Genomic DNA, 24,304 nt, shown 5'->3' with positions numbered 1-24,304 from the left:
CGCAGTCGCCGATTCACCCGCACCCCCCTCCGGGACCGCGACCTCAACCCGCTTCACCCGTTAGGACCCTTGGAACAACAGGGTCCACACCGGGGAGCCCGGATGATCGAAACGCCGTCCCTAGTGGACCAGTACTGCCACGGAGTGCTCCGCACGGAACTGGGCCTCGGCACCTTCGAGGCCCACCTCTCCCGCACCGAGGGCCCACCCGCCCCCGGCACCACCCTCTTCGACACCCAGACCGGCTTCGCCGTACGGCGCTGGTGCCCGCCCCTTCTCGGCCTCGAACCCCACTGCACCCCCGCCCACTACCTGGCCCGCCGCCGTGAACTGGGCGTCCTGGAGTCCGGCCGCCGGCTCCTGCGCGGCAGCGGCATCACGACGTACCTCGTCGACACCGGCCTGCCCGGAGACCTCACGGAGCCCCGCGAGCTGGCCTCCGCGGGCGCCGCCGAGGCCCATGAGATCGTGCGCCTGGAACTGCTCGCCGAGCAGGTCGCCGACACCTCCGGAACCGTCGAGTCCTTCCTCGCCAACCTCGCCGAGTCCGTGCACGCCGCCGCCGCGAACGCCGTCGCCTTCACCTCGGTCGCGGGCGTCCGGCACGGCCTCGCGCTCGCGCCCGAGCCGCCCGGGCCGGGAGAGGTGCGGGGAGCGGTCGGCCGCTGGCTCGCGGGGCGCGGGGTAGGCGGGGAGCTGAGCGACCCCGTACTGCTGCGGCATCTGCTGTGGAGCGCCGTCGCCTCGGGGCTGCCGCTCCAGCTGCACGCGGGGCTCGGGGCGCCGGGCCTGCGCATCGACCGTACGGATCCGGTGCTGCTGACGGACTTCGTGCGGGCCACGGCCGGGCTCGGCACGGACCTCGTCCTGCTGCACGGCTACCCGTACCACCGGCACGCCGCCCATCTGGCCGGCGTCTTCCCGCACGTCTACGCCGACTGCGGCGCCGCCCTGGTCCGCACCGGCGCCCGGGCCGCCACTGTCCTCGCGGAGATCCTGGAGCTGGCCCCGTTCGGCAAGATCCTCTTCTCCAGCGGCGCCCAGGGGCTGCCCGAGCTGCACGTGGTGGCCGCCCGGCTGTTCCGCGAAGCGCTCGGCCGGGTGCTCGGCACCTGGGTCGCCGAGGGCGCGTGGTCCCTGACCGACGCGCAGCGGGTGGCGGGGATGCTGGCGTCGGGGAACGCGCGCAGGGTGTACGGGCTCGACTAGGCCTTCGTCAGGGAGGCCTCGGCGGCGGGGCCGGGCAGGTCCACAGCCACCTCGGAGCGCTCACGCAGCGACAGCACCACCCGCAGCACCCAGATCCACATCACGGCCGAGCCGAACATGTGCAGGCCGACCAGGATCTCGGGCAGGTCCGTGAAGTACTGGACGTATCCGATGGCGCCCTGCGCGAGCAGGATCAGGAACAGTTCGCGGGTGCGGTTCAGGGGGCCCTTCGGTGCGTCGACCGCCTTGAGGACGAACCACAGGGCGAACGTCAGCGTCACCACGATCCACGCCAGCACGGCGTGCAGTTTGCTCACCGTCTCCCAGTCGACCGGCATCCGCTCGACCTCGCTGGAGTCGCCCGCGTGCGGGCCCGCGCCGGTGACCACGGTGCCGACCAGGATGAGCAGGACGGCGGCCGCGGTCAGGAACCACACCAGCTGCCGCACGGCCTTGCCGACCAGCTGGCGGGGTGCGGTGTCGCCCTCACGGGCGCGCTGCCACATCACCGTGGCCACCGCGATGAGCGCGGACGTCGCCACGAAGTGGGCCGCGACCGTGTACGGGTTGAGGCCGACCAGCACCACGATGCCGCCGAGCACGGCGTTGCTCATCACGATCCAGAACTGCGCCCAGCCCAGCCGGACCAGGCCGCGCCGGTACGGCTTCTGCGAGCGCGCGGCGATGATCGCCCAGCCGACGGCCGCGCACAGCACGTACGTCAGCATGCGGTTGCCGAACTCGATGACGCCGTGAACGCCCATCTCGCTGGTCGTGGTCAGGGAGTCCGCGGTGCACTTGGGCCAGGTCGGGCAGCCCAGGCCCGAGCCGGTCAGCCGCACGGCACCGCCGGTGACCACGATGAGCACCGACATCACGATGGCGGACATGGCGGCCCGCTGGACGGTCCGGGGTTCCGGGGTCCAGCGTGCGGCGATGAAGGCGAGAGGGTTGCGCAGGGCGGCCATGGCGTCGGCGCGGGTCACTTTTGGCACGCGACCCATCGTAGGACGCCGCTTGTGCACGCTTTCACGAGGGTCCCTCATGGCCTACTCCCAGCGGAAGAACCGCCCGGCCGCGGCCAGCCCGGCCACGGCCCAGACCGCCAGGATCCCCAGGTCGGCCCAGGGCGTCCCGGCCCCGTGCTGGAGCACGTCGCGCAGCCCGTCGGACAGCGCCGAGACGGGCAGCAGACCGAGTACGTCCTGCGCGCCGGAGGGGAACTTGTCCAGCGGGACGACGACCCCGCCGCCGACGAGCAGCAGCAGGAACACCAGGTTGGCGGCGGCCAGGGTCGCCTCGGCCTTCAGCGTCCCGGCCATCAGCAGGCCGAGGCCGGAGAAGGCCGCCGTGCCGAGGATCAGAAGCAGCAGGACGGCGAACGGGTTGCCCTGCGGCGACCAGCCGAGCGCGAAGGCGATCACCGTCAGCAGGACCACCTGGAGCACCTCGGTGACCAGCACGGACAGCGTCTTCGCCGTCATCAGGCCCCAGCGCGGCAGGGGCGAGGAGGCGAGCCGCTTCAGCACGCCGTAGCGGCGCTCGAAGCCGGTGGCGATCGCCTGGCCGGTGAACGCCGTCGACATCACCGCGAGCGCGAGAATGCCGGGGGCGAGGAAGTCGACCGCCTCGCCGGCTCCCGTGTCCACGATGTCCACGGTGCTGAAGAGGACGAGCAGCAGGGTCGGGATCACGACCGTCAGCAGCAGCTGCTCGCCGTTGCGCAGCAGCATCTTCGTCTCGAGCGCGGCCTGGGCCGCGATCATGCGGGGGAGGGGCGCGGCCCCCGGCTTCGGCGCATAGGTGCCGGTGGCGGTCACGAACGCAGCTCCTTACCGGTCAGCTCCAGAAAGACGTCTTCCAGGGAGTGCCGCTCCACCGAGATCTTCTCCGGCATCACGCCGTGCTGGGCGCACCAGGAGGTGACCGTCGCGAGCAGCTGCGGGTCGATCTTGCCGACGACCCGGTAGGAACCCGGCGTCAGCTCGGCGGCCGAGGAGTCGGCGGGCAGGGCCTTGAGCAGCGAGCCCACGTCCAGGCCGGGACGGCCGGTGAAGCGGAGCGTGTTCTCGGCGCCGCCCTTGCACAGCTCCTCCGGGGAGCCCTGGGCGATGACCCGGCCCGCGTCGATGATCGCCACGTCGTCGGCGAGCTGCTCGGCCTCGTCCATGTAGTGGGTGGTGAGGATCACCGAGACGCCGTCGGCGCGCAGGTCCCGGACCAGGTCCCAGGTCGCGCGGCGGGCCTGCGGGTCGAGCCCGGCGGTCGGTTCGTCCAGGAACACCAGCTCGGGGCGCCCGACCACGGCCATCGCCAGCGCGAGCCGCTGTTGCTGCCCGCCCGAAAGACGCCGGTACGTCGTGCGCCCGCAGGAGCCGAGCCCCAGGCGTTCGACGAGCGCGTCCACGTCCAGCGGATGAGCGTGCAGCTTGGCGACATGGCGGAGCATCTCGTCGGCCCTGGAGCCCGAGTACACGCCGCCGGACTGGAGCATCACACCGATGCGGGGCCGCAGCCGCCCGGACTCTCCGACCGGGTCGAGGCCCAGGACGCGCACCGTGCCGGCATCGGGCTTCCGGTACCCCTCGCAGGTCTCGACCGTCGTCGTCTTGCCCGCTCCGTTGGGGCCGAGCACGGCGGTCACACCCTCCCGGGCCACCAGGTCGAGCCCGTCCACCGCGGTCTTCGGGCCGTACCGCTTCACCAGGGCCTGGACCTGGACCACGGGCTCACTTCGCATGGGTCCAGAGTCTAGGTAGGCGCGCGGGGGCTCAGACCGGGGGGTGCGGGAACTCCTCCTCACGCGGCCGGTGCACCGCCAGCCACCGTTCGGCGTAGGCCACCGCGTCCGCCACCGGGAACAGCCGGGCTTCGGCCGCCCCGACCTTCCCGCGTACGACGGGACGGTCCCGTTCGAAGTCGTAGCCCAGCTCGTCGAAGCGGTCCGAGCTGATCGACACCTCGGTCACGGTCTCCCAGCCTTCCGGACCCGGTCGGCCCACGGCGACGCGCGGGGACGGTATCCGGTACTCGGCGAGGTGGAAGCTGGTACAGGAGGCGTAGCCGGCACCGAGCAGCAGGACCCGGGCGCCCGTCGCCTCCAGCGTCGCGAGCGGGCTGTGCTCGCCGAGCCTGCAGTCGGGCGCGTGCCCCTCGGTCACCTCCGCCGCGCGCGGCCCGACCGCCGCGAACGAGGTCTGCGGATGGGCGCTGCGCAGGGCGCCGGGCCAGGTCCGTACCGTCTCCGGGACGACTCCGACCCCGCGTGCGGGCGTGATCCGGGGGTCGTACGCGGGCATGGTCGCGCGAATGGCCGCCCACCATTCCGGGGGTACGGGCGGCTTGCGCCACAGGACCGGGTCGGAGAGGTCCCCGGTCTGCGTGGGGACCACCAGAGTGCCCTCCGGGCCGAGCGCGTCGAGCAGCCCCCGCACCACCGCGACGGCGCCGCCGTTGACCCAGCCGAGGGCGCTGAGCGAGGAGTGCACGAGGAGGGTCTCGCCGGGCCGCACGCCCAGTTCGCCCAACTGCGTCCGCAGTGTGTCCCGGGTGACAAGAGGGCCGGTCGGAGGGGGTGTGGACATGGTTCGGGAGTGTCCCCGAAGGGGCTTCGACATGCCACCGGTTTGATCGATCAAAGATCGTTTCCGCAGGTCAGGTTAGCTTTACCTAAGTGACGCAAGGCACCGTCGCGCGAGGCGGGTGTGGCTTGCCCGGTCCTGAAGAATTACGCAACAATGGCGTTGTGAAAAACGTCGGCGAGGCTCGGGAGGCTCCCATGGGTGCCCCACAGGAGGAGCTCGCGACCGGTGAGCGGTCCACCCGCAACCGCGTCGCGCGATCCATCCTGGACCACGGCCCGTCGACCGTCGCCGAGCTCGCCGAGCGGCTGCGCCTCACCCAGGCGGCCGTACGTCGGCACCTGGATGCCCTCGCGGGCGACGGTGTCGTGGAAGCGCGCGAGCAACGGGTCTACGGCGCACGCACCCGCGGCCGTCCCGCCAAGGCGTTCGCCCTGACGGACTGCGGCCGGGACGCCTTCGACCAGTCGTACGACAAGCTCGCGGCCGACGCGCTGCGCTGGATCGCCGACCGTGAGGGCGGCAGCGAGGCGATCGCCGCCTTCGCCCGCGCCAGGATCGCCGCACAGGCGGGCGCGTACCGCCAAGCGGTCGAGGCGGCGCCGCCCGAGAAGCGGACCGAAGCGCTGGCCAAGGCCCTGAGCACGGACGGGTACGCTGCTACGGCGCGCAGTGCGCCCCACCCGCAGAAGGGTGAACAGCTCTGCCAGCACCACTGCCCGGTCGCCCACGTCGCCGAGCAGTTCCCCCAGTTGTGCGAGGCGGAGACGGAATTTTTCGCCGAGCTGCTCGGTACCCATGTACAGCGGCTCGCCACCATCGCGCACGGCGACGGCGTCTGCACGACGTTCATCCCCAAGATTTCCCACACGCAAGTTGACAGCGACAACGCATCTGCAAGCACGGCCGGGAGGAACCCCGCATGACTCTCCCCACGGAGACTGCCCACCCTGAGCTCGAGGGTCTGGGTAAGTACGAATACGGCTGGGCCGACTCCGACACGGCCGGCGCCTCTGCCAAGCGCGGCATCAACGAGGACGTCGTCCGCGACATCTCCGACAAGAAGAACGAGCCGGAGTGGATGACCAAGCTCCGTCTCAAGGGCCTGCGCCTGTTCGAGAAGAAGCCGATGCCGAACTGGGGCTCGGACCTGTCGGGCATCGACTTCGACAACATCAAGTACTTCGTGCGCTCCACGGAGAAGCAGGCGGAGTCCTGGGAGGACCTGCCCGAGGACATCAAGAACACGTACGACAAGCTCGGCATCCCCGAGGCGGAGAAGCAGCGCCTCGTCGCCGGTGTCGCCGCCCAGTACGAGTCCGAGGTCGTCTACCACCAGATCCGCGAGGACCTGGAGGAGCAGGGCGTCATCTTCCTCGACACCGACACGGCCCTGAAGGAGCACCCGGAGCTCTTCAAGGAGTACTTCGGGACCGTCATCCCCGTCGGCGACAACAAGTTCGCCTCGCTGAACTCCGCCGTGTGGTCGGGCGGCTCCTTCATCTACGTGCCGCCGGGCGTCCACGTGGAGATCCCGCTCCAGGCCTACTTCCGGATCAACACGGAGAACATGGGCCAGTTCGAGCGGACCCTGATCATCGTCGACGAGGGTGCCTACGTGCACTACGTCGAGGGCTGCACCGCCCCGATCTACAAGTCGGACTCGCTGCACTCCGCGGTCGTCGAGATCATCGTCAAGAAGAACGCCCGCTGCCGCTACACGACCATCCAGAACTGGTCGAACAACGTCTACAACCTGGTCACCAAGCGTGCCGTGGCCTACGAGGGCGCGACCATGGAGTGGGTCGACGGCAACATCGGCTCCAAGGTGACGATGAAGTACCCGGCCGTCTACCTGATGGGCGAGCACGCCAAGGGCGAGACCCTGTCCATCGCCTTCGCCGGCGAGGGCCAGCACCAGGACGCGGGCGCCAAGATGGTCCACATGGCGCCGAACACGTCGTCCAACATCGTCTCGAAGTCCGTCGCGCGCGGCGGTGGCCGCACCTCCTACCGTGGCCTCATCGAGATCGGCGAGGGCGCCCCGGGCTCGAAGTCGAACGTGCTCTGTGACGCGCTGCTGGTCGACACGATCTCCCGCTCGGACACCTACCCCTACGTGGACGTCCGCGAGGACGACGTGTCCATGGGCCACGAGGCGACCGTCTCCAAGGTCTCCGAGGACCAGCTCTTCTACCTGATGAGCCGCGGTCTGTCGGAGGACGAGGCCATGGCGATGATCGTGCGCGGCTTCGTCGAGCCCATCGCCAAGGAGCTCCCCATGGAGTACGCGCTGGAGCTCAACCGGCTGATCGAGCTGCAGATGGAAGGCGCGGTCGGCTAACCCCACCGCAGTCCATCAAGCCCTTACGTAACGGAAAGCGAGCACTACGACAGCCATGGCTGAGGCCCAGAACATCCCGGTGGGGTCCACCACCACCGGCTCGATCGCGGTGGCGGCCGAGTCGACCGTCGCCACCCGCATGAGCGCGCCCCCCTCCTTCGACGTGACGGACTTCCCCGTCCCGCACGGCCGGGAGGAGGAATGGCGGTTCACCCCGCTGGAGCGCCTGCGCGGTCTGCACGACGGCACCGCCGTGGCGAACGGCAACGGCGTGAAGGTCGAGGTCCAGGCCCCCGAGGGCGTCACCGTCGAGGCCGTCGGCCGCGACGACGCGCGGCTCGGCAAGGCGGGCACCCCGGCGGACCGCGTCGCCGCCCAGGCCTACTCCGCGTTCGAGAAGGCCTCGGTCGTGACCGTCCCGAAGGAGACCGTCCTCACCGAGCCGATCCGCATCGCGGTGCACGGCGAGGGCGGGACCGCCTTCGGCCACCAGGTGATCGAGCTGGGCGCCTTCGCCGAGGCCGTCGTGGTCATCGACCACACCGGTGACGCGGTGCTCGCCGCCAACGTCGACTACCTCCTGGGCGACGGCGCCAAGCTGACCGTCGTCTCCGTCCAGGACTGGGACGAGAAGGCCGTCCACGTCGCCCAGCACAACGCGCTCGTCGGCCGCGACGCCTCCTTCAAGTCGGTCGTCGTCACCTTCGGCGGCGACGTCGTCCGGCTGCACCCGCGCGTCGCCTACGCCGGCCCCGGCGGCGAGGCCGAGCTCTTCGGCCTGTACTTCACCGACCAGGGCCAGCACCAGGAGCACCGCCTCCTGGTCGACCACAACGTCCCGCACTGCAAGTCGAACGTCGTCTACAAGGGCGCGCTCCAGGGCGACCAGGCGCACGCGGTGTGGATCGGCGACGTGCTCATCGAGGCCAAGGCCGAGGGCACCGACACCTACGAGATGAACCGCAACCTGGTCCTCACGGACGGGGCGCGCGTGGACTCCGTACCCAACCTCGAGATCGAGACCGGCGAGATCGTCGGCGCCGGCCACGCCTCGGCGACCGGCCGCTTCGACGACGAGCAGCTCTTCTACCTCATGGCTCGCGGCATCCCGGAGCAGGAGGCCCGCCGCCTCGTGGTCCGCGGCTTCTTCGCCGAGTTGGTCCAGCAGATCGGCCTCCCGGACATCGAGGAGCGCCTGATCGCCAAGATCGACGAGGAGCTGGAGGCATCGGTGGCATGAGCCTCGCATTTGTACGCGTCTGTGGGCTGAGCGAGCTGGAGGACGACACCCCGAAGCGGGTGGAACTCGACGGCACGCCCATGTCCATCGTGCGGACCGAGGGCGAGGTGTTCGCGGTGTACGACATCTGCTCGCACGCGAACGTCTCCCTGTCGGAGGGCGAGGTCGACGACTGTCACATCGAGTGCTGGCTGCACGGCTCGCGCTTCGACCTCCGTTCCGGCAAGCCCGACGCCCTTCCGGCGACGCGCCCCGTCCCCGTATACCCCGTAAAGATCGAAGGGGACGACGTGCTCGTCTCCCTCACCCAGGAGTCCTGAGGCACCCATGGCAACGCTTGAAATCCGAGACCTGCACGTCACCGTCGAGGCCGACAACGCCACGAAGGAGATCCTCAAGGGCGTCGACCTCACCGTGAAGCAGGGCGAGACGCACGCCATCATGGGCCCGAACGGCTCCGGCAAGTCGACCCTCGCCTACTCCCTCGCGGGTCACCCGAAGTACACGATCACCGGCGGCACCGTCACCCTCGACGGTGAGGACGTCCTGGAGATGTCCGTCGACGAGCGGGCCCGCGCCGGCCTGTTCCTCGCCATGCAGTACCCGGTCGAGGTCCCGGGTGTGTCGGTGAGCAACTTCCTGCGCACCTCCGCCACCGCCATCCGCGGCGAGGCCCCCAAGCTGCGCACCTGGGTGAAGGAGGTCAAGGAGGCCATGCAGCGCCTCAACATCGACCCGTCCTTCGCCGAGCGCAACGTCAACGAGGGCTTCTCCGGCGGTGAGAAGAAGCGCCACGAGATCCTCCAGCTGGAGCTGCTCAAGCCGAAGATCGCGGTCCTCGACGAGACCGACTCCGGCCTGGACGTCGACGCCCTGCGCGTCGTCTCCGAGGGCGTGAACCGGGTCCGTGAGACGGGTGAGGTCGGCACCCTGCTGATCACCCACTACACCCGCATCCTCCGTTACATCAAGCCCGACCACGTGCACGTCTTCTCCGGCGGCCGCATCGTCGAGTCCGGCGGTGCCGAGCTCGCCGACAAGCTGGAGGACGAGGGATACGAGGCATACACGAAGGGTGGCGCATCCGCGTGACACAGCTGCCGGGCCTCCTCGACACTGAGGCGCTCCGCAAGGACTTCCCGATCCTGGACCGCCAGGTCCATGACGGAAAGAAGCTCGTCTACCTCGACAACGCGGCGACCTCGCAGACCCCGCGCCAGGTCATCGACGTCCTCGACGAGTACTACGAGCAGCACAACGCCAACGTCCACCGTGGCGTGCATGTCCTCGCCGAGGAGGCCACGGCGCTGTACGAGGGCGCGCGCGACAAGGTCGCGGAGTTCATCAACGCGCCCTCGCGCAACGAGGTGATCTTCACCAAGAACGCCTCGGAGTCGCTCAACCTCGTGGCGAACATGCTGGGCTGGGCCGACGAGCCCTACCGCGTGGACTCCGAGACCGAGATCGTCATCACGGAGATGGAGCACCACTCCAACATCGTGCCGTGGCAGCTGCTCGCGCAGCGCACGGGCGCGAAGCTGAAGTGGTTCGGCCTCACCGACGACGGCCGCCTCGACCTGTCCAACATCGACCAGGTCATCACGGAGAAGACGAAGATCGTCTCCTTCGTGCTGGTCTCCAACATCCTGGGCACCCAGAACCCGGTCGAGGCGATAGTGCGCCGCGCCCAGGAGGTCGGTGCGCTGGTGTGCGTCGACGCATCCCAGGCCGCGCCGCACATGCCGCTGGACGTGCAGGCCCTCCAGGCCGACTTCGTGGCCTTCACCGGCCACAAGATGTGCGGTCCGACCGGCATCGGCGTCCTGTGGGGACGGCAGGAACTCCTCGAGGACCTGCCTCCGTTCCTCGGCGGCGGCGAGATGATCGAGACGGTGTCGATGCACTCCTCGACCTACGCCCCGGCACCCCACAAGTTCGAGGCGGGCACGCCCCCGATCGCCCAGGCGGTCGGGCTCGGCGCGGCGATCGACTACCTCAACTCGATCGGCATGGACAAGATCTTCGCCCACGAGCACGCGCTCACCGAGTACGCGGTGAAGCGGCTCCTGGAGGTCCCCGACCTCCGGATCATCGGCCCCACCACGGCCGAGGAGCGGGGCGCGGCGATCTCCTTCACCCTCGGGGACATCCACCCGCACGACGTGGGCCAGGTCCTCGACGAGCAGGGCATCGCGGTCCGGGTCGGCCACCACTGCGCGCGGCCGGTCTGCCTGCGCTACGGAATTCCCGCGACCACGCGAGCGTCGTTCTATCTGTACTCCACGCCGGCCGAGATCGACGCACTGGTCGACGGCCTGGAGCACGTACGGAACTTCTTCGGCTGAGAGGCGTGCGGAAACCGTGAAGCTGGATTCGATGTACCAGGAAGTCATCCTGGACCACTACAAGAACCCGCACGGGCGGGGCTTGCGGGACGGCGACGCCGAGGTGCACCACGTCAACCCGACGTGCGGTGACGAGATCACACTGCGCGTGAAGTACGACGGCACGACGATCGAGGACGTCTCGTACGAGGGCCAGGGCTGTTCCATCAGCCAGGCGAGCGCGTCCGTACTGAACGAACTCCTCGTCGGCAAGGACCTCTCCGACGCGCGGAAGATCCAGGAGACCTTCCTGGAGCTGATGCAGTCCAAGGGGAAGCTCGAGCCCGACGACGCCATGGAGGAGGTCCTGGAGGACGCGGTCGCGTTCGCCGGGGTCTCCAAGTACCCGGCCCGGGTCAAGTGCGCCCTGTTGAGCTGGATGGCCTGGAAGGACGCGACGGCCCAGGCCCTGGGCGAGGCCGACGCCGAAAGGAAGACGACGGCATGAGCGAGACCATCGAGATGAAGCCGGCCTCGGAGGACGAGGTCCGCGAGGCCCTGTACGACGTCGTGGACCCCGAGCTGGGCATCGACGTCGTCAACCTCGGGCTGATCTACGGCATTCATATCGACGACGCGAACATCGCGACGATCGACATGACGCTGACGTCGGCGGCCTGCCCGCTCACCGACGTCATCGAGGACCAGGCGAAGTCGGCCACGGACGGCATCGTGAACGAACTGCGCATCAACTGGGTCTGGATGCCCCCGTGGGGCCCCGACAAGATCACGGACGACGGCCGGGAGCAGCTTCGGGCGCTCGGGTTCAACGTCTGAGATCCACGCGTGACGAAGGGGCGGCACCCATCGGGTGCCGCCCCTTCGTCATGCTCGGTCCAGCGCGGCTCAGTCCAGCCCGGCCACCAGCCGGAACGACGCGTCCGCGCGGAACTCGCCGTAGTGCTGGTACGGGTCGAGGCGGAGCTGGAAGTCGCGGTGGCGCAGGAAGCGGCCCGGGTAGTTCACCGACTCCAGCATGACCGCGCCCGAGGGGTACACGGGGCGGGGGCAGAAGGTGGCGTCCTTGCGGAAGAGGGCCGAGCCGTCGTCGCTGTCCTCGACGAGGACGAAGCTGCGGTGGCGGAGGTAGCGGCCGTCCGCGGTGGTGAAGGAGTAGCAGGAGGAGTCGGCGAGGCCGGAGACGCGCCGGAAGGTGGCGTCCTCACGCTGCTCGGGGCCGGAGCCGATCGAGTCCAGGCGCACATAGCCGTCGCGCACCCGCCAGTAGCGCTCGGGGTAGTTGACCGAGCGTATGGATATCCCGTTGGACTTCGGGGGCTTCGGGGCCGGTGAAGTCCGGTGGGAATCCGAGGGCTTCGGCGCCTTCGGGCGCGGCTTCGCGGAGGCGCTCGGGCTGGTGGGTGCGCTCGTCGTCGGGGTGGGGGACGGGTGTCCGCGGTCCTTGCCGGGCGCGTGCGTGGTGTTCCCGGAGGGTGTCGCGAAGGAGATCAGCCCGCCGGGGGCCGAGTTGCTGAGTGTCGTCGGCTCCGCCGACTCGGGTGTCGTGTCGCCGGACTGACTGTCCATCACGGCGATCGCCGTCACACACGCGGTGACCGTGGCCAGGGCGAGGGTGCCCGCCAGCCAGAGCCTTCGCGTTCCCGGTGCCCGGGTGGTGTCCGGGGCCCAGCCGCTCTCCCACGGACGGTCCTGTGGCGGCCGGGACTTGTCTTCTGTCATGCGTTTGTTCCTCCATCGGGCACCCTTGACGGCGGCGCAGTTGTGGTGGCCCGGTGCGTGATCGGTGACACCGTAGTGGACGTGTGGGATCACTGGGGGCGTTATGTGAGAGCGGTTTCCGTCCTGTGATGTGTACGGTCGTACAGATGGTGTGTACGCTTGTACACATGGGTTATCTGCTGCTGTCCGCGGCCATCGCCGCCGAAGTGGGTGCGACCACCGCCATGAAGTACAGCGACGGCTTCAGCAGGCTCGGGCCCTCGCTGCTCACGCTCCTCGGATACGTCGTCTCCTTCGCACTGCTCGCGCAGACGCTGAAGACCGTCTCCGTCGCCTCGGCCTACGCCATCTGGTCCGGCGTGGGCACCGCGGCCGTCGCTACCATCGGGACCCTGTTCCTGGGAGAGGGCATGACCACGGCCAAGGCCGCCGGGATCGCGCTGATCATCGTCGGGGTCGTGGTGCTGAACATGGGAGGTGGGCACTGATGCCCCGGCGTTACGACCCCGAGCGGCGGCAGCGGATCATCGACGCGGCGATGCGGGTCGTCGGGGAGAAGGGCATCGCCGGGCTGAGCCACCGCAGTGCCGCCGCCGAGGCCGATGTGCCGCTCGGCTCCACGACGTACCACTTCAAGACCCTCGACGAACTGATGGTCGCCGCGCTGCGGCAGGCCAACGAGGGGTTCGCCAAGGTGGTCGCCGCCCGCGGCGGCCTGGAGGATCCGCAGAGCGACCTCGCGGCCGAACTCGCCGCGTGGATGGGCGAGTGGCTCGCGGGCGACCGCACCGCCGTCGAGCTGGAGTACGAGCTGTACCTGGCCGCCCTGCGCCGGCCCGCTCTGCGGCCCGTCGCCGAGGAGTGCACCAAGGTACTCGCCGAGGTGCTGTCCCGGCGCACGGATCCGGTCACCGCGCGGGCGCTCGTGGCGCTCGTCGACGGCATCTGTCTTCAGGCGCTGCTGACGGGGGCGCCGTACGACGAGGTGTACGCACGGGAGGTGCTGGGGCGGGTCGTGGCGGGGGCGGGTCGTCGCGGGGCGGGGGAGTGAGGCCGGTGGCGGGGCGGCCGCCGCGCGTCGCCGACCAGTACGGGAGACGTACCGCCCGGCACGTGAGACGCCTCCGTACCGGTTCGCATCGACCGCCGTCCGCCGGTTAGGTTGCCCTCATGACCGACACGACTGCTCCTCGCACCACCGGCGCCGTGGCCGCCGGCCTCGCCACGATCGCCGCCGACGGCACCGTTCTCGACACCTGGTTCCCCGCACCCGAGCTGGCCGGCGAGCCCGGCCCGTCCGGCACCGAGCGGCTGTCCGCCGAGCGTGCCGCGGAGCTGCTCGGCGACGGCGCGACCGCCGCGGTCGGCCCCGACGCCCGCCGGGGCGTCGAGGTGGTCGCGGTCCGCACGGTCATCGCCTCGCTCGACGAGAAGCCGGTCGACGCGCACGACGTCTACCTGCGCCTGCACCTGCTCTCGCACCGTCTGGTGAAGCCGCACGGCCAGAGCCTCGACGGCATCTTCGGCCACCTCGCGAACGTCGCCTGGACCTCGCTGGGCCCGGTCGCCGTCGACGACCTGGAGAAGGTCCGCCTGAACGCGCGCGCCGAGGGCCTGCACCTGCAGGTGACGAGCGTCGACAAGTTCCCGCGCATGACGGACTACGTGGCCCCCAAGGGTGTCCGCATCGCCGACGCCGACCGGGTCCGCCTCGGCGCGCACCTCTCCGAGGGCACCACCGTCATGCACGAGGGCTTCGTCAACTTCAACGCCGGCACGCTCGGCACGTCGATGGTCGAGGGCCGTATCTCCGCGGGCGTCCTGATCGGCGACGGCTCGGACATCGGCGGCGGCGCCTCCACCATGGGCACGCTGTCCGGCGGCGGCAACGTCATCATCTCCATCGGCGAGCGCTGCCTGATCGGCGCCGAGGCGGGCGTGGGCATCGCCCTCGGCGACGAGTGCGTCGTAGAGGCCGGCCTCTACGTCACCGCCGGCACCCGCGTCACCATGCCCGACGGCCAGATCATCAAGGCCCGCGAGCTGTCCGGCGCCTCCAACATCCTGTTCCGCCGCAATTCGGTCACCGGCACGGTCGAGGCCCGGCCGAACAACGCGGTGTGGGGCGGGCTGAACGAGATCCTGCACAGCCACAACTAATCCGCGTCGGTCATCGCCGAGCGCCCTCCCAGGCCCGAGGACGGCCGGGAGGGCGCTCGTGTGTTCACGGCCGTTCCGCCGCCTTGACCTCAAGCAAAGTCGAGGTCCTAGCCTGCCGGGCAAGTGATCGATATCTGGGGGCAGGAGCGGGCGGCGATGATTCTTGTGACCGGTGCGACCGGGAACATCGGAAGGACTCTGCTGGGGGAGTTGAGTCTGAGGGGCGCCGTGGCGGTGCGGGCTCTGACGCGGGATGCGGGGCGGGTCTCGGTCCCCGAGGGGGTCGAAGTCGTCGAGGGCGATCTCGCGCGGGCGGATTCCCTGAAGGGCGCGCTGGAGGGGGTGCGTTCGCTGTTCCTGTTGTCGGGGACGGGGGACGAAGAGGAGGTTCTCGCGGCTGCCCGGCAGGCGGGTGTGGAGCATGTGGTGCTCGTGTCGTCGATCACCGTGCAGACCCATCCGCACCTGCCCGCGGCCGGCGAGAACCTGGCCGTCGAACGGTTGCTCAAGGACAGCGGAATGGCCTGGACGATCCTGCGGCCGACGCAGTTCGCCTCGAACACTCTGTGGTGGGCGCAGTCGATCCGTGCGGAGGGCGTGGTCCGGGCGCCGTATGCGGACATCGGGCTTCCCGCCGTGCACCCCGCGGACATCGCGGCGGTCGCTCGCGCCGCGCTGACCGAGCCGGGGCATCGAGGGCGGACGTACGCCCTGACGGGGCCGGCACGCGTCACCGTCCGGCAGCAGGTCGCGGCCGTGGCGGCGGCTCTGGGGCGGGAGGTGACCCTCGTCGAGATCAGCCCGGAGGAGGCACATCGGCAGATGGCGTCCTTCCTGGGGGACGAGACCGCGCACGCCGTGCTCGATCTCATGGGCGGGGACGTCAACGACGAGTTGCTGACGGTGCGCGACACGGTTGCGCAGGTCACCGGTTCCTCGGCCAGGTCGTTCCGGCAGTGGGCAGCGGAGAACGGTGACGCCTTCCGCTGAGCCGGGACACCTACGGACGCATGAGCGGGCGTGACCTCGTGACGGGGCAGGCAGATGAACCGGTGGACGCAGTGTCCGATCTGACGCCGAACCGATGAAACGAGGACCGGGGCATGAGGAATGAGCGGGAGCGGGTCGTGGCGCGCTGTCTGGCCGTGGCGGTCGCGGCACTGGCGGTGTGCTGGATTCCGGCGGGGGCCGCGCACGCCGACGAGACCAACACGAACTCGCACAACGGCCACCGGTTCGGTCTGGTCAACGTCAGCACCGGGCAGGTCGACGACCCGGCCGAGGACGTGCTGGAGCACACGCTGCTGTTCGGTGACGGGTACGCCTGGAACTGAGCCGGCAGCACGACCGCGGGGTGGGGTGCCGGGGTTCGTATCGCACGTGGGTGCGGTGCGGACCCCGGCCCGTTGGCGGGGCAGGGCCCGCCTCGGGGCTGGTCAGGTGGTGGTCACGTGGTGGTCAGGGTCCTGTGGAGCGACAGGAGTTCGTCGGTCCTGGCGCGGTCGGCGGGGCGTAGGGGGGCGCGGACCGGGCCCGCGGGGAGGTTCAGTGCGGTGAGGAGTGCCTTCGTGGTGACGGTGCCCGGCAGGCCTGCCGACATGATCGCCTCGATGAGGGGGGTGGCTCGCTGCTGGAGGCGGGCCGCGTGTGCGGTGTCGCCCGCGTCGAACGCGTCCAGGACCGCTCGCAGGTGGCTCGGGATCACGTTCGCGACCGTGCTGACGTAGCCCGTGCCGCCTACGGCGTACAGCGCGAGATTGTGCTCGTCGCAGCCCGCGTAGTACGCCAGGTCCGTGCGGGACAGCACCTTCTGGGCGCCCAGGAAGTCGTACGAGCAGTCCTTGACCGCGACGATCCGGGGGTGTTCGGCGAGGCGGAGGATCGTCTCGGGTTCGACGCGGATGCCGGTGCGGATCGGGATGTCGTAGAGCATGAGCGGGAGTTCGGTGGCGTCCGCGATCTCGCTGAAATGGGCCTCGATCGCGTCCTGCGGGGGCCTGCTGTAGTACGGCGGGATCACCAACAGGCCGTCCGCGCCCGCCTTTTCGGCCTCCCGGGCCAGGTCGGCGGTGTGCCTCGTGTCGGCGGTGCCGACACCCGCGACGATCGACGCCCTGTCGGCCACGGCCTCGCGGACGGCGGCGATCAGGGCCGACTTCTCGGCGTCCGTGGTGGTCGGGGACTCGCCCGTCGTGCCGGAGACTACGAGGCCGTCGCAGCCGTGTGCGACCAGGTGCGTGGCGAGGTGCTGGGCGCCGTCGAGGTCCAGGGTTCCGGTCTCGGTGAACGGGGTGATCATGGCGCAGAGGGTGCGGCCGAACGGTGGCGTCGTCGTCATGTCAGTAGTGTCGGCGGCGTGTCTGTGTAGCTCCACTTAAATCTTCTACCAGGTGTTGGTTAGATCTGCTTCGAGGTTGTGTGGGGGTGGTGAGGGTACTCGGGCGTTCCTACTTCGAGAGGAGGCGGAACACTGTGACCGGGACCATGGAACATCGGGTCGTGCACGACGAGCACCACTCCGTGGGTGAGCTCGTCGGACAGGCCGCGGAGCAGCTCTCCCTGCTGGTGCGGCAGGAAGTGGCTCTCGCCAAGGAGGAGCTGGCCGAGAAGGGGCGGCGTGCGGGGCGTGGTGGTGGGCTGCTCGGTGCGGCGGGTGCCGTTGCCTATGCGGGGCTGCTCGCGCTGGCCGGTACGGGGGTTGCCGCGCTCTCGCTGGTGCTGTCCGTGTGGGCCTCGGCGCTCATCGTGACGGGGGTGCTGTTCGTCATCGCGGCTGTGCTGGGTGTGGTCGGTCGGGGGCAGTTGCGGCGGGCCACGCCTCCTACGCCTGAGGAGGCTCTCGGCAGTGTGAAGGCGGACGTGGAGGAGATCAGGGAAAGGGCGCATCGATGACGGACGCGACGGGTGGGGCCAAGGGGCCCGATGAGCTGCGGCGGCAGATCGAGCGGACCCGCAGTGAACTCGGCAATACCGTGGAGGAGTTGGCGGGGAAGGCGGATGTGAAGGGGCGTGCGCGTGCGCGGGCGGCTGATCTCCGGGACAAGGCCGGGGCGATGACGGTGCAGTTGCGCAGCAGTGCGGTGCAGGCTGGGCATACGGTGCAGGACAGGGCGACGCATACGGGGCCTCGGCCGGTGCGGAATGCTGTTCAGGCCGGGTTCCGGCATCCGCGGCCGGTGTTGGTGGTGGGGGCGGCTGCCGGGGCTGTGGTGGCTGTCGGGGTGTTCCGGCGGAGGCATCATCACGGGCATCGCTGAGTGCCTGCGGTGGGCTGTGGGGGTGCGCGTCGCGCCTATGCGCCGGGTTGTGGGGCGGGGCCGTGTCGGGGGGTGTCCGTCCTCGGAACGGCGCGATGGGGTTGGACGCCGACTGACTGTTCGTTGACGCGCCAACCGCTGCGGGCGGACACCCCCCGACACGTCCCCTTGCCGCCGTTGGCGCGTGCGGGCGCGTGGTGGTCCCCCGGTTGTGGCTGGCCGTCGGTGCGAGCTGCGGGTGGTGTGGGCGGCATCGTGGTCCGTTTGGCTGCCGCCGGCCGTCGCTGCGGGCATGCGTGCCGCCAGGGGCGGCACCCCGCTACGCCGGGCTGCGGACCCACCCGGCCCCAGCGCTGACGCCGAGTGACTGAGAACCCTTCCTTGACCTCAAGCTTGGTTGAGATTGAAGGGTGGGGTGCGTAGTCATTCGGCGAACCGCGACTGGAGTGTTCAATGAGCCGTCGGACCGAGCAGCACCCCGATCTCACCGACCCGCGTATCGGTGCTCCCCTCTTCAGTACCTGGCGTGTGGGGACGCCCGAGCGGCAGGGGCGGACAGTGGAGGCGATCGGGCGTACCTGGGAGCGGCGGCCCTGGCCCGCTGATGGGCTGCTGGGGTATCACGTGTACGCGGGGCATGACGGGTCCACGCTGATGCACCACTCGCAGTGGAGCGGTGAGCAGGCCTTCGAGGCGTTTGTGAAGACTCATCGGCAGGAGCGGGTCGACGAGATCGACACCGCAGTGCCGGGAATCGAGCGGGTGGGGCTCGGGCGGTACCGGCGGTATCGCAGCAGGGAACGGGCCGTCGGGGACGTGCGCGTGCCTGGGCTGATCGTCACCGTGCGGATCGGCTTCGAGGAAGGGGCCGGGGCGCGTAGGGAGGAGTGGATCGGCTTGGTGGCGAGGGCCGTGGAGGACGATCCGGACGGGCACGCCGGGCTGATCTCCGCTCACTTCCATCTGAGTACCGATGGCGGGCATGTGCTGAACTACGCCGAGTGGGAGAGTGACCAGGCCTATGACGCTGCCTTGGCCGCTTCAGGGGGCGATGACGCGTGGGAGCGGGTGCGGGCGTATCCGGGGGTGAAGGGGACGAGCGGGAGCCGGTATCGGCATGCTCTGGGGCTTGTGCCCGGGTGAGTGAGGATGAGGTGGGCCGGCTGAAGCAGTTCTTCAGCCGGCCCTTGTGGGTTACGGGCGGAAGCGCAGGACCTGGGGGTCGTGGTCGCTGATCTGGTCGTTGAACTCCGCGTTGATGTGCACGCTGTCGTACTCGAAGTCGCAGTCGCGACGGATCGACGGGCTGATCAGGATCTGGTCGAGGACCTGGCTGTTGCCCTGGTAGACGTACGAGTAACGCTCGTTGCGGGGGAGCGACTTGATCGCCGACCAGAGTTCGCCGCGGCCCTCCAGGAGCTTCGCGGTCTTCGAGAACTCGAAGTCGTTGATGTCGCCCAGCGTGATGACGTCCGCGTTCTTCTGGGTGTCGAGGATGTCCTTGACGAAGGCGTTCACCAGGGTGGCCTGCTGGTGGCGCTGGGTCTCGGAGCTGCGGGACGGCGGCTGGTACTGGGAGGTCAGGCCCTGGTCGCCGCCCTTGGAGTTGAAGTGGTTGGCGATCACGAAGACCGTACGGCCGCGGAAGGCGAACTCGCCGGCCAGCGGCTTGCGGCTGTTCTTCCAGGCCTCGTCGGCGGGGGCGATACGGCCGGGGCTCAGCGTGAGCTGGGCCTTGCCGCGGACCTTCGTCACGTCGGTGGCCGTCGTGGCGTCGCCGCCCGCGCGGTCGGCGAAGGAGACCCGCTCCGGGTTGAACAGGAAGGCCTGGCGGATGTTGCCGCCGGGCTCGCCGCCGTCGGTGTTGTTCGCCGGGTCGATCGAGCGCCAGTCGTACTTCGGGCCGCCTGTCGCGACGATCGCGTCGATCAGCTTGGTCATCGTCTGGTCGGCGGCGACCGTGCCGTCGTTCGTGGCGCCGTTGTTGTCCTGGATCTCCTCCAGGGACACGATGTCGGGCGACTTCAGGTTGTTCACGATCGCGGAGGCGTGCTCGGCGAACGTGCCGTCGGACGGGTCGAGGTTCTCGACGTTGTACGTCGCGACCGACAGTTCGCCGCCGCGCTGACTACGGGTGGTCTCGCGCTTCAGGTCACCCGTCTTGAGCGTGCCGAGTTCGCTCGCGACCAGGGTGTAGCCGCCGAACTGGTTGTAGTCGAGCGGGCCCGCCGTCGTGCCGGAGAGGGTGTCGCCTACGTTCGCCTTCGGGAAGTCGGCCGTCGCCCCGAGGGACTGGATCTGGAGGCGGCCGGTGTTCTGGGCGTCGTAGGAGCCGTAGACCGTGCCGCCGTGGCGGTTGCGGTTCTCGTGCGGCTTCACCGTCACCCAGAGTTCGGTGTACGGGTCGGTGGCGCCCACCACCCGTGTGTCGGTGACGCGGACGGTCATGCCCTCCAGCGCCTCGTAGTGGTCCAGGGCGTACTTCGAGGGCTTGAGGGCGAGGGCGTTGATCGAGCCGTTGGTGGTCGTGTCGCCGGGTGGCGCGTAGGTGGCCGGGACCGACCGCGAGGTGATGGTGGTGGCGGCGGGAAGCGTGTTGCCGCTGGAGAGGACCGTGAACGTCGGCTTGGTGATCTCCGTCAGCGACTGGTTGCCGGAGGTGGCGCCGCCGGGGACGTACTCCGCGACCGTGCCGCTGACCGTGACGGAGTCACCGACGGCGACCCCCTTCGGCGCCGAGCTGGTGAAGACGAAGACGCCCTCGCTGGTCGCCGGGTCGGCGTCCGGGTTCGGGTCCTGGATCCAGAAGCCGCGGGAGGAACCGTACGTCCGGATGCCGGTGACGATTCCGGCCACGTCCGTGACCTGCTTCCCGGCGTACGGGGAGGTACGGGTGTTGCCCTGGACGTCGTGGACGCGGACCGAGTCCGCGTGCGCGGGGGTGGTGAGGACGATCGTGGATGCCGCGGAGCACGCGGCGGCGACGGTGAGCGCGGCGAGACGCGCGGACGACTTGCTCGGCAACGGGGTTCCCTCCGGGGACATGACAGGTGCCGGGACGAGGGTGGTGCGTGGACTGACTGCCGCTACCTGTGGGGCGGGCGGTGTGACGCGCGTAGCGGGCGGTGGACGGGCGGGCGGGGTGGGGCCGGCCCGGTGAACAACTGTCCGCCGACTTCTACGCGCGTCAATCTCCAGCCTGGTCACGTCACTTGTCAAGGTTTCGGCCATGTACGACGGCTGACGGGGAGATGAAGTAGGCGGCATGGGTGGAAATCCGTCTAGGCTGAGCGGCTGAGTCGTATGAGGCGCCCTAGGAGAAACAGCCGATGTCAGACAGCTCCCCCCTGCCGCCGGTGCGGCTGCACTCCGAAGCGGAGCTGGCGCGTGCCGCACTGTCCACGCCGTTGCTGTCCCGGGCCGCCCGGCTCGCCCGCTGGGCCGGGCCGGACACCCGCGTCGACGCCGGGGGAGGGCTCGTCGACGAGCAGCTTCCCGCGGCGGTCGAGACGCTCGGGCTGAGCGGGGACGATGCCGCAGCCGACGCCAGCGAGGCATGGCGGGTGGCCGTGGACACCGGGCTCGTCGAGGTCGTCGACGAGGAGGAGGGCACCGTCCGGGCGGGCGAGGACCTGGCCCTGCTCACCGGTGGCTCGCCGCAGGACGTGCTCGCCCTGTGGCTCGCCGCCCTGGAGACGGTGCTCGCCGACGCGAGCGTGCCCGACCTGGAGGGGCTCGCGGATCTCGTCGACGAGGACGGCGAGCTCGACCTCTCCGGGCTCGACTGGGACCCCGAGTCCGAGGCCGAGTTCCTCGACGGGGTGCTCGGCAACCTCTATCTGCTGACCGCCGGCGAGGACACGCCCGGCGAGGCGCCGGTGCCGCTGCCCGCGCTGGCCGCGTCGGTGATCGTGCCCAGCGACATGGGCGAGCCCACCAACGACGTCCTGGAGCAGGTGTCCGACGCGATGATGCGGCTGGACGACCAGTTCCGGATGCTGGAGCCCGTGGGGTTCGTGGAGTACCAGCCGGTGGACGAGGCGCTCATGGCCGACGCCGACGAGGAGCCCGCGGCGCCCGTGGACGACACCGACGTCTCCCGCTACGGCATGGTCCGGCTCACCCCGCTCGGGCTGTACGGGATGCGTGCCCGGCTGCTGGAGGCCGGGTTCGAGGCACCGGCCGTCGGGGACCTCGCGGACAAGGGCGCCGACGCGCTGCTCGACGGCACGGCGGCGTTCCCGCCGGCCGCGGCGCAGGCCGAGACCGAGCAGTGGCTGTCCCGCCGTGACTCCCTCGCCTCCGCGCGGGAGCTGCTGGCGGCGGCCCGTGGCGCGGACGCCGGTGCGCCGCTGCGGCGGCTGCGCTGCCAGCAGGCGCTGTCCCTGGTCGGCGCCTCGGCCGAGCCGGCGCTGCGGGAAGTCCTCGACGATGCCGAGCTGGGCGGGCTCGCGCGGGTGTGGCTGACCGAGCACGGGGCGGCGGATGTGCCCGCGCCGTCCGAGGCGATGGTGTATTGGCTGACCATCGACACGGTGGCTGCGCAGCTTGCCGCCGAAGGGAACTCCGAGGAGTTGCGGGCGTTGGTACAGGGGCTTGCTCAGCAGCACAGCGGGTTCTTTGCGGCGGTGTGGCGGGTGGATCATCCAGCTGTGGCTGATGTGCTGGAGGCGATGGGGCGGTTGCATCCGGACAAGAAGATCGCCAAGGAGGCGCGGAAGGCCGCGTTCAAGGCGCGGTCGCAGCACGGGGGCTGAGCTGGTCCGGCGTATGCCGGCCCGTTGTGGCTGGTCGCGCCCACGCGGCGGAGCCGCATATGAGAACAGTCCCGCGCCCCTTTGGGCGTTGTTCAGCCCTCATTCACCTATGAGCGGCACGGTGTCGCCGAACGAGGTCCGCCACCCTCCACGGCATACTCACCGTCACAGGAGACACCATGTCGCTCACCCGCAGGGACTTCGCCAGAACCTCCGCGATCACCGGTGCCGGTGTCGCGCTGGCGGGCAGTGTCGGCGCCCTCGGCACCGCACCGAACGCCCTCGCGTCCTACGACACCGGCAGCGCGGGGGACGCGTCCGCGGACTCCCGGCACGGAGTCGGCTACGGGCCGCTGGTCCCGGACCCCAAGGGCATCCTCGCCCTGCCCGCCGGCTTCACGTACCGGATCCTCACCTACAGCGGCAAGACGAAGCTGGAGTCCGGCGAGTTCACGCCGTCCAACCACGACGGCACCGCCACCTTCGACGGTCCCCGCGGCACCACCCTGCTCGTCAACAACCACGAGCTGAAGGGCCCGCGCGCCAAATGGGAGCACCCGGTGCCGCTCACCGAGGGCCTCGTCTACGACCCGGCCGCCGCCGGTGGCTGCACGGTCGTCGAGGTGCGCCCCGACGGACGCGTCGCCGAGTGGGTGGGCATCGCCGGCACCTCCACCAACTGCGCAGGCGGCAGCACCCCCTGGGGCACCTGGCTCACCTGCGAGGAGAACTCCGACAAGGCCGGCGTCAACGGCATGACCAAGGACCACGGCTATGTGTTCGAGGTCGATCCGTGCGACCGGCGCGCCAACCGCGGCCCCAAGCCCCTGAAGTTCTTCGGCCGCTACGACCACGAGGCCGTCGTCATCGACCCCAGGCGCGGCCACGCCTACCTCACCGAGGACGCCGCCGACCCCAACGGCCTCTTCTTCCGCTGGACCCCGCCCAGGGGCTTCGAGTACGGCCCCGGCAAGTTCCGCAAGCTCGCCGACGACGCCGGTGTCCTCCAGGCGCCCAAGTGCTTCGACTCCGGCGGCAAGTTCGTCGACGACCTGTCCAGGGCCACGAAGATCGGCACCGTCTACGGCGTCGACTGGGTGGACGTACCGGACCGCGACGCGCGCACCACGCCCGTGCGCAAGCAGTTCAAGGACGACCAGGTCACCCGCGCCCGCAAGCTGGAGGGCATGTGGTGGGGCGACGGCGGTGCCTACATCGTCTCCTCGTACGCCCGCGAGGAGAGCCCCGTCCAGCACGACGGGCAGGTCTGGTTCTACGACCCCAAGCGCCGGACACTGACGTTGAAGGTCCTGCTCGGTGTGAATCCCGACCCCTCCAAGGACGGCGCCTTCGACGGCCCCGACAACATCACCGTCTCCCCGTACGGCGGCCTCGTCATCGCCGAGGACGGGGAAGGGGTACAGCACCTGTTCGGGGCCACCGACAGCGGACGTACATACCCCATCGCCCGCAACGAGCTGAACATAGGCACCGAGGAGGAGCCGGAATACAGCGAGTTCACCGGTGTCACCTTCTCTCCCGACGGCCGGACGCTCTACGCCAACATTCAGACGCCGGGCATCATGCTTGCCATCACCGGCCCTTGGAAGCGCCAGAAGCGGTAATTAATTCGTTCGCAGTGCCCGCGCCGCGCCTCCTACAGTGAGATCACAACGTCACGCACCTCCCGGT

26 protein-coding genes are annotated in these 24,304 nt (G+C 70.1%); 19 read left to right on the top strand and 7 right to left on the bottom strand.

Going from position 1 to position 24,304, the window contains the following annotated elements; all coding sequences use genetic code 11:
- The first annotated feature begins 102 nt into the window (after positions 1-102).
- Positions 103-1,209, top strand: a complete 1,107-nt coding sequence (locus tag ACZ58V_RS26780) for an amidohydrolase family protein (RefSeq protein WP_471292984.1) — start codon at positions 103-105, stop codon at positions 1,207-1,209.
- On the opposite strand, the gene ACZ58V_RS26775 is transcribed toward ACZ58V_RS26780, so the two are convergent.
- From ACZ58V_RS26775 to ACZ58V_RS26760, 4 genes are read right to left on the bottom strand one after another with little or no spacing between them, the layout of a single operon-like run.
- The gene (locus ACZ58V_RS26775; protein WP_471292981.1) at positions 1,206-2,255 is read right to left on the bottom strand and encodes a COX15/CtaA family protein; all 1,050 of its coding nucleotides are present in this window, start codon (positions 2,253-2,255) and stop codon (positions 1,206-1,208) included. The two genes, ACZ58V_RS26780 and ACZ58V_RS26775, sit on opposite strands and share 4 nt — an antisense overlap.
- Before the next feature lie 3 nt (positions 2,256-2,258).
- The gene (locus ACZ58V_RS26770; RefSeq protein WP_471293305.1) at positions 2,259-2,975 is read right to left on the bottom strand and encodes an ABC transporter permease; all 717 of its coding nucleotides are present in this window, start codon (positions 2,973-2,975) and stop codon (positions 2,259-2,261) included.
- Between the two features lie 50 nt (positions 2,976-3,025).
- Positions 3,026-3,949 carry an ABC transporter ATP-binding protein gene (locus ACZ58V_RS26765; RefSeq protein ID WP_468193240.1) on the bottom strand — a complete coding sequence of 308 codons (924 nt, stop codon included), beginning with the start codon at positions 3,947-3,949 and terminating at the stop codon, positions 3,026-3,028.
- A gap of 31 nt (positions 3,950-3,980) precedes the next feature.
- Positions 3,981-4,793, bottom strand: coding sequence for an AAC(3) family N-acetyltransferase (locus ACZ58V_RS26760; protein ID WP_468193239.1), 813 nt, complete (start codon positions 4,791-4,793; stop codon positions 3,981-3,983).
- Positions 4,794-4,954: 161 nt separating this feature from the next.
- On the opposite strand from ACZ58V_RS26760, the gene ACZ58V_RS26755 reads away from it, so the two are divergent.
- Genes ACZ58V_RS26755 through ACZ58V_RS26720 form a run of 8 tightly spaced genes read left to right on the top strand, consistent with a single transcriptional unit; the run spans position 4,955 to position 11,535 of the window.
- Complete coding sequence (locus ACZ58V_RS26755) at positions 4,955-5,716, top strand: helix-turn-helix transcriptional regulator (protein ID WP_468193237.1); 762 nt, start codon at positions 4,955-4,957, stop codon at positions 5,714-5,716.
- Positions 5,713-7,134: a Fe-S cluster assembly protein SufB gene (gene sufB, locus ACZ58V_RS26750; protein WP_399020296.1), complete on the top strand. Its 1,422-nt coding sequence runs from the start codon at positions 5,713-5,715 to the stop codon at positions 7,132-7,134. The genes ACZ58V_RS26755 and sufB overlap by 4 nt, the downstream gene beginning before the upstream one ends.
- A gap of 55 nt (positions 7,135-7,189) precedes the next feature.
- Complete coding sequence (sufD, locus tag ACZ58V_RS26745) at positions 7,190-8,374, top strand: Fe-S cluster assembly protein SufD (RefSeq protein ID WP_468193236.1); 1,185 nt, start codon at positions 7,190-7,192, stop codon at positions 8,372-8,374.
- Positions 8,371-8,694, top strand: coding sequence for a non-heme iron oxygenase ferredoxin subunit (locus tag ACZ58V_RS26740; RefSeq protein ID WP_468193235.1), 324 nt, complete (start codon positions 8,371-8,373; stop codon positions 8,692-8,694). Before sufD ends, ACZ58V_RS26740 begins: the two co-directional genes overlap by 4 nt.
- A 7-nt stretch (positions 8,695-8,701) precedes the next feature.
- The gene (gene sufC, locus ACZ58V_RS26735) at positions 8,702-9,466 is read left to right on the top strand and encodes a Fe-S cluster assembly ATPase SufC (protein ID WP_189731061.1); all 765 of its coding nucleotides are present in this window, start codon (positions 8,702-8,704) and stop codon (positions 9,464-9,466) included.
- The gene (locus tag ACZ58V_RS26730; RefSeq protein WP_382498721.1) at positions 9,463-10,719 is read left to right on the top strand and encodes a cysteine desulfurase; all 1,257 of its coding nucleotides are present in this window, start codon (positions 9,463-9,465) and stop codon (positions 10,717-10,719) included. Before sufC ends, ACZ58V_RS26730 begins: the two co-directional genes overlap by 4 nt.
- Before the next feature lie 16 nt (positions 10,720-10,735).
- The gene (sufU, locus tag ACZ58V_RS26725; RefSeq protein ID WP_382828143.1) at positions 10,736-11,206 is read left to right on the top strand and encodes a Fe-S cluster assembly sulfur transfer protein SufU; all 471 of its coding nucleotides are present in this window, start codon (positions 10,736-10,738) and stop codon (positions 11,204-11,206) included.
- On the top strand, positions 11,203-11,535 hold the full coding sequence (locus tag ACZ58V_RS26720) for a metal-sulfur cluster assembly factor (protein WP_184596910.1): 333 nt from the start codon (positions 11,203-11,205) through the stop codon (positions 11,533-11,535). Before sufU ends, ACZ58V_RS26720 begins: the two co-directional genes overlap by 4 nt.
- Positions 11,536-11,604: 69 nt before the next feature.
- Here ACZ58V_RS26720 and ACZ58V_RS26715 read toward each other — a convergent pair whose 3' ends face one another.
- Positions 11,605-12,438 (bottom strand): AbfB domain-containing protein, encoded by an 834-nt coding sequence (locus ACZ58V_RS26715; RefSeq protein WP_471292976.1) that lies wholly within the window; start codon positions 12,436-12,438, stop codon positions 11,605-11,607.
- A gap of 167 nt (positions 12,439-12,605) precedes the next feature.
- Between ACZ58V_RS26715 and ACZ58V_RS26710 the strand changes: the two genes are divergently transcribed.
- The 5 genes from ACZ58V_RS26710 (at position 12,606) to ACZ58V_RS26690 (ending at position 15,932) form a co-directional block, all read left to right on the top strand.
- Positions 12,606-12,926 (top strand): DMT family transporter, encoded by a 321-nt coding sequence (locus ACZ58V_RS26710; RefSeq protein ID WP_468193231.1) that lies wholly within the window; start codon positions 12,606-12,608, stop codon positions 12,924-12,926.
- Positions 12,926-13,489 carry a TetR/AcrR family transcriptional regulator gene (locus ACZ58V_RS26705; protein ID WP_471292974.1) on the top strand — a complete coding sequence of 188 codons (564 nt, stop codon included), beginning with the start codon at positions 12,926-12,928 and terminating at the stop codon, positions 13,487-13,489. The genes ACZ58V_RS26710 and ACZ58V_RS26705 overlap by 1 nt, the downstream gene beginning before the upstream one ends.
- Positions 13,490-13,608: 119 nt before the next feature.
- Positions 13,609-14,598, top strand: a complete 990-nt coding sequence (dapD, locus tag ACZ58V_RS26700) for a 2,3,4,5-tetrahydropyridine-2,6-dicarboxylate N-succinyltransferase (RefSeq protein ID WP_468193229.1) — start codon at positions 13,609-13,611, stop codon at positions 14,596-14,598.
- 156 nt (positions 14,599-14,754) lie between these two features.
- Entirely contained in the window at positions 14,755-15,588 is an 834-nt protein-coding gene (locus ACZ58V_RS26695; protein WP_471292971.1) for an NAD(P)H-binding protein, read from the top strand.
- Between the two features lie 113 nt (positions 15,589-15,701).
- Positions 15,702-15,932: a hypothetical protein gene (locus ACZ58V_RS26690; protein WP_468193226.1), complete on the top strand. Its 231-nt coding sequence runs from the start codon at positions 15,702-15,704 to the stop codon at positions 15,930-15,932.
- 113 nt (positions 15,933-16,045) lie between these two features.
- On the opposite strand, the gene dapA is transcribed toward ACZ58V_RS26690, so the two are convergent.
- Complete coding sequence (dapA, locus tag ACZ58V_RS26685; RefSeq protein ID WP_468193225.1) at positions 16,046-16,936, bottom strand: 4-hydroxy-tetrahydrodipicolinate synthase; 891 nt, start codon at positions 16,934-16,936, stop codon at positions 16,046-16,048.
- 134 nt (positions 16,937-17,070) lie between these two features.
- Here dapA and ACZ58V_RS26680 point away from each other — a divergent pair, with 134 nt between their 5' ends.
- The 3 genes from ACZ58V_RS26680 to ACZ58V_RS26670 all read left to right on the top strand — a co-directional run bounded on the left by ACZ58V_RS26680 (position 17,071) and on the right by ACZ58V_RS26670 (position 18,998).
- Positions 17,071-17,490, top strand: coding sequence for a phage holin family protein (locus ACZ58V_RS26680; RefSeq protein WP_471292968.1), 420 nt, complete (start codon positions 17,071-17,073; stop codon positions 17,488-17,490).
- On the top strand, positions 17,487-17,855 hold the full coding sequence (locus ACZ58V_RS26675) for a DUF3618 domain-containing protein (protein ID WP_468193223.1): 369 nt from the start codon (positions 17,487-17,489) through the stop codon (positions 17,853-17,855). The genes ACZ58V_RS26680 and ACZ58V_RS26675 overlap by 4 nt, the downstream gene beginning before the upstream one ends.
- Before the next feature lie 453 nt (positions 17,856-18,308).
- Positions 18,309-18,998 (top strand): antibiotic biosynthesis monooxygenase, encoded by a 690-nt coding sequence (locus ACZ58V_RS26670; protein ID WP_471292965.1) that lies wholly within the window; start codon positions 18,309-18,311, stop codon positions 18,996-18,998.
- 51 nt (positions 18,999-19,049) lie between these two features.
- On the opposite strand, the gene ACZ58V_RS26665 is transcribed toward ACZ58V_RS26670, so the two are convergent.
- The gene (locus ACZ58V_RS26665; protein WP_471292963.1) at positions 19,050-20,879 is read right to left on the bottom strand and encodes an endonuclease/exonuclease/phosphatase family protein; all 1,830 of its coding nucleotides are present in this window, start codon (positions 20,877-20,879) and stop codon (positions 19,050-19,052) included.
- Between the two features lie 305 nt (positions 20,880-21,184).
- On the opposite strand from ACZ58V_RS26665, the gene ACZ58V_RS26660 reads away from it, so the two are divergent.
- Positions 21,185-22,612, top strand: a complete 1,428-nt coding sequence (locus ACZ58V_RS26660) for a hypothetical protein (protein ID WP_468193220.1) — start codon at positions 21,185-21,187, stop codon at positions 22,610-22,612.
- Positions 22,613-22,791: 179 nt separating this feature from the next.
- Positions 22,792-24,237 (top strand): alkaline phosphatase PhoX, encoded by a 1,446-nt coding sequence (locus tag ACZ58V_RS26655; RefSeq protein WP_471292960.1) that lies wholly within the window; start codon positions 22,792-22,794, stop codon positions 24,235-24,237.
- The last annotated feature ends 67 nt before the right edge of the window (positions 24,238-24,304 follow it).

The organism is Streptomyces sp. NPDC040589, from assembly GCF_055594445.1.
The sequence above is the reverse complement of the archived record's forward strand: the minus strand, read 5'-3'. Positions and strand labels throughout refer to the sequence as shown.

Excerpts from the sequence above, each read along its gene's own strand:
- ACZ58V_RS26695 (WP_471292971.1), top strand. The coding sequence starts at position 14,755 with ATGATTCTTGTGACCGGTGCGACCGGGAACATCGGAAGGACTCTGCTG.
- ACZ58V_RS26765 (WP_468193240.1), bottom strand. The coding sequence starts at position 3,949 with ATGCGAAGTGAGCCCGTGGTCCAGGTCCAGGCCCTGGTGAAGCGGTAC.
- dapA (WP_468193225.1), bottom strand. The coding sequence starts at position 16,936 with ATGACGACGACGCCACCGTTCGGCCGCACCCTCTGCGCCATGATCACC.
- ACZ58V_RS26655 (WP_471292960.1), top strand. The coding sequence starts at position 22,792 with ATGTCGCTCACCCGCAGGGACTTCGCCAGAACCTCCGCGATCACCGGT.
- sufD (WP_468193236.1), top strand. The coding sequence starts at position 7,190 with ATGGCTGAGGCCCAGAACATCCCGGTGGGGTCCACCACCACCGGCTCG.
- ACZ58V_RS26705 (WP_471292974.1), top strand. The coding sequence starts at position 12,926 with ATGCCCCGGCGTTACGACCCCGAGCGGCGGCAGCGGATCATCGACGCG.
- ACZ58V_RS26670 (WP_471292965.1), top strand. The coding sequence starts at position 18,309 with ATGAGCCGTCGGACCGAGCAGCACCCCGATCTCACCGACCCGCGTATC.
- ACZ58V_RS26780 (WP_471292984.1), top strand. The coding sequence starts at position 103 with ATGATCGAAACGCCGTCCCTAGTGGACCAGTACTGCCACGGAGTGCTC.
- ACZ58V_RS26675 (WP_468193223.1), top strand. The coding sequence starts at position 17,487 with ATGACGGACGCGACGGGTGGGGCCAAGGGGCCCGATGAGCTGCGGCGG.
- ACZ58V_RS26710 (WP_468193231.1), top strand. The coding sequence starts at position 12,606 with ATGGGTTATCTGCTGCTGTCCGCGGCCATCGCCGCCGAAGTGGGTGCG.
- ACZ58V_RS26775 (WP_471292981.1), bottom strand. The coding sequence starts at position 2,255 with ATGAGGGACCCTCGTGAAAGCGTGCACAAGCGGCGTCCTACGATGGGT.
- ACZ58V_RS26740 (WP_468193235.1), top strand. The coding sequence starts at position 8,371 with ATGAGCCTCGCATTTGTACGCGTCTGTGGGCTGAGCGAGCTGGAGGAC.
- ACZ58V_RS26690 (WP_468193226.1), top strand. The coding sequence starts at position 15,702 with ATGAGGAATGAGCGGGAGCGGGTCGTGGCGCGCTGTCTGGCCGTGGCG.
- ACZ58V_RS26760 (WP_468193239.1), bottom strand. The coding sequence starts at position 4,793 with ATGTCCACACCCCCTCCGACCGGCCCTCTTGTCACCCGGGACACACTG.
- sufC (WP_189731061.1), top strand. The coding sequence starts at position 8,702 with ATGGCAACGCTTGAAATCCGAGACCTGCACGTCACCGTCGAGGCCGAC.
- sufB (WP_399020296.1), top strand. The coding sequence starts at position 5,713 with ATGACTCTCCCCACGGAGACTGCCCACCCTGAGCTCGAGGGTCTGGGT.
- ACZ58V_RS26660 (WP_468193220.1), top strand. The coding sequence starts at position 21,185 with ATGTCAGACAGCTCCCCCCTGCCGCCGGTGCGGCTGCACTCCGAAGCG.
- ACZ58V_RS26720 (WP_184596910.1), top strand. The coding sequence starts at position 11,203 with ATGAGCGAGACCATCGAGATGAAGCCGGCCTCGGAGGACGAGGTCCGC.
- ACZ58V_RS26770 (WP_471293305.1), bottom strand. The coding sequence starts at position 2,975 with ATGATCGCGGCCCAGGCCGCGCTCGAGACGAAGATGCTGCTGCGCAAC.
- ACZ58V_RS26715 (WP_471292976.1), bottom strand. The coding sequence starts at position 12,438 with ATGACAGAAGACAAGTCCCGGCCGCCACAGGACCGTCCGTGGGAGAGC.
- dapD (WP_468193229.1), top strand. The coding sequence starts at position 13,609 with ATGACCGACACGACTGCTCCTCGCACCACCGGCGCCGTGGCCGCCGGC.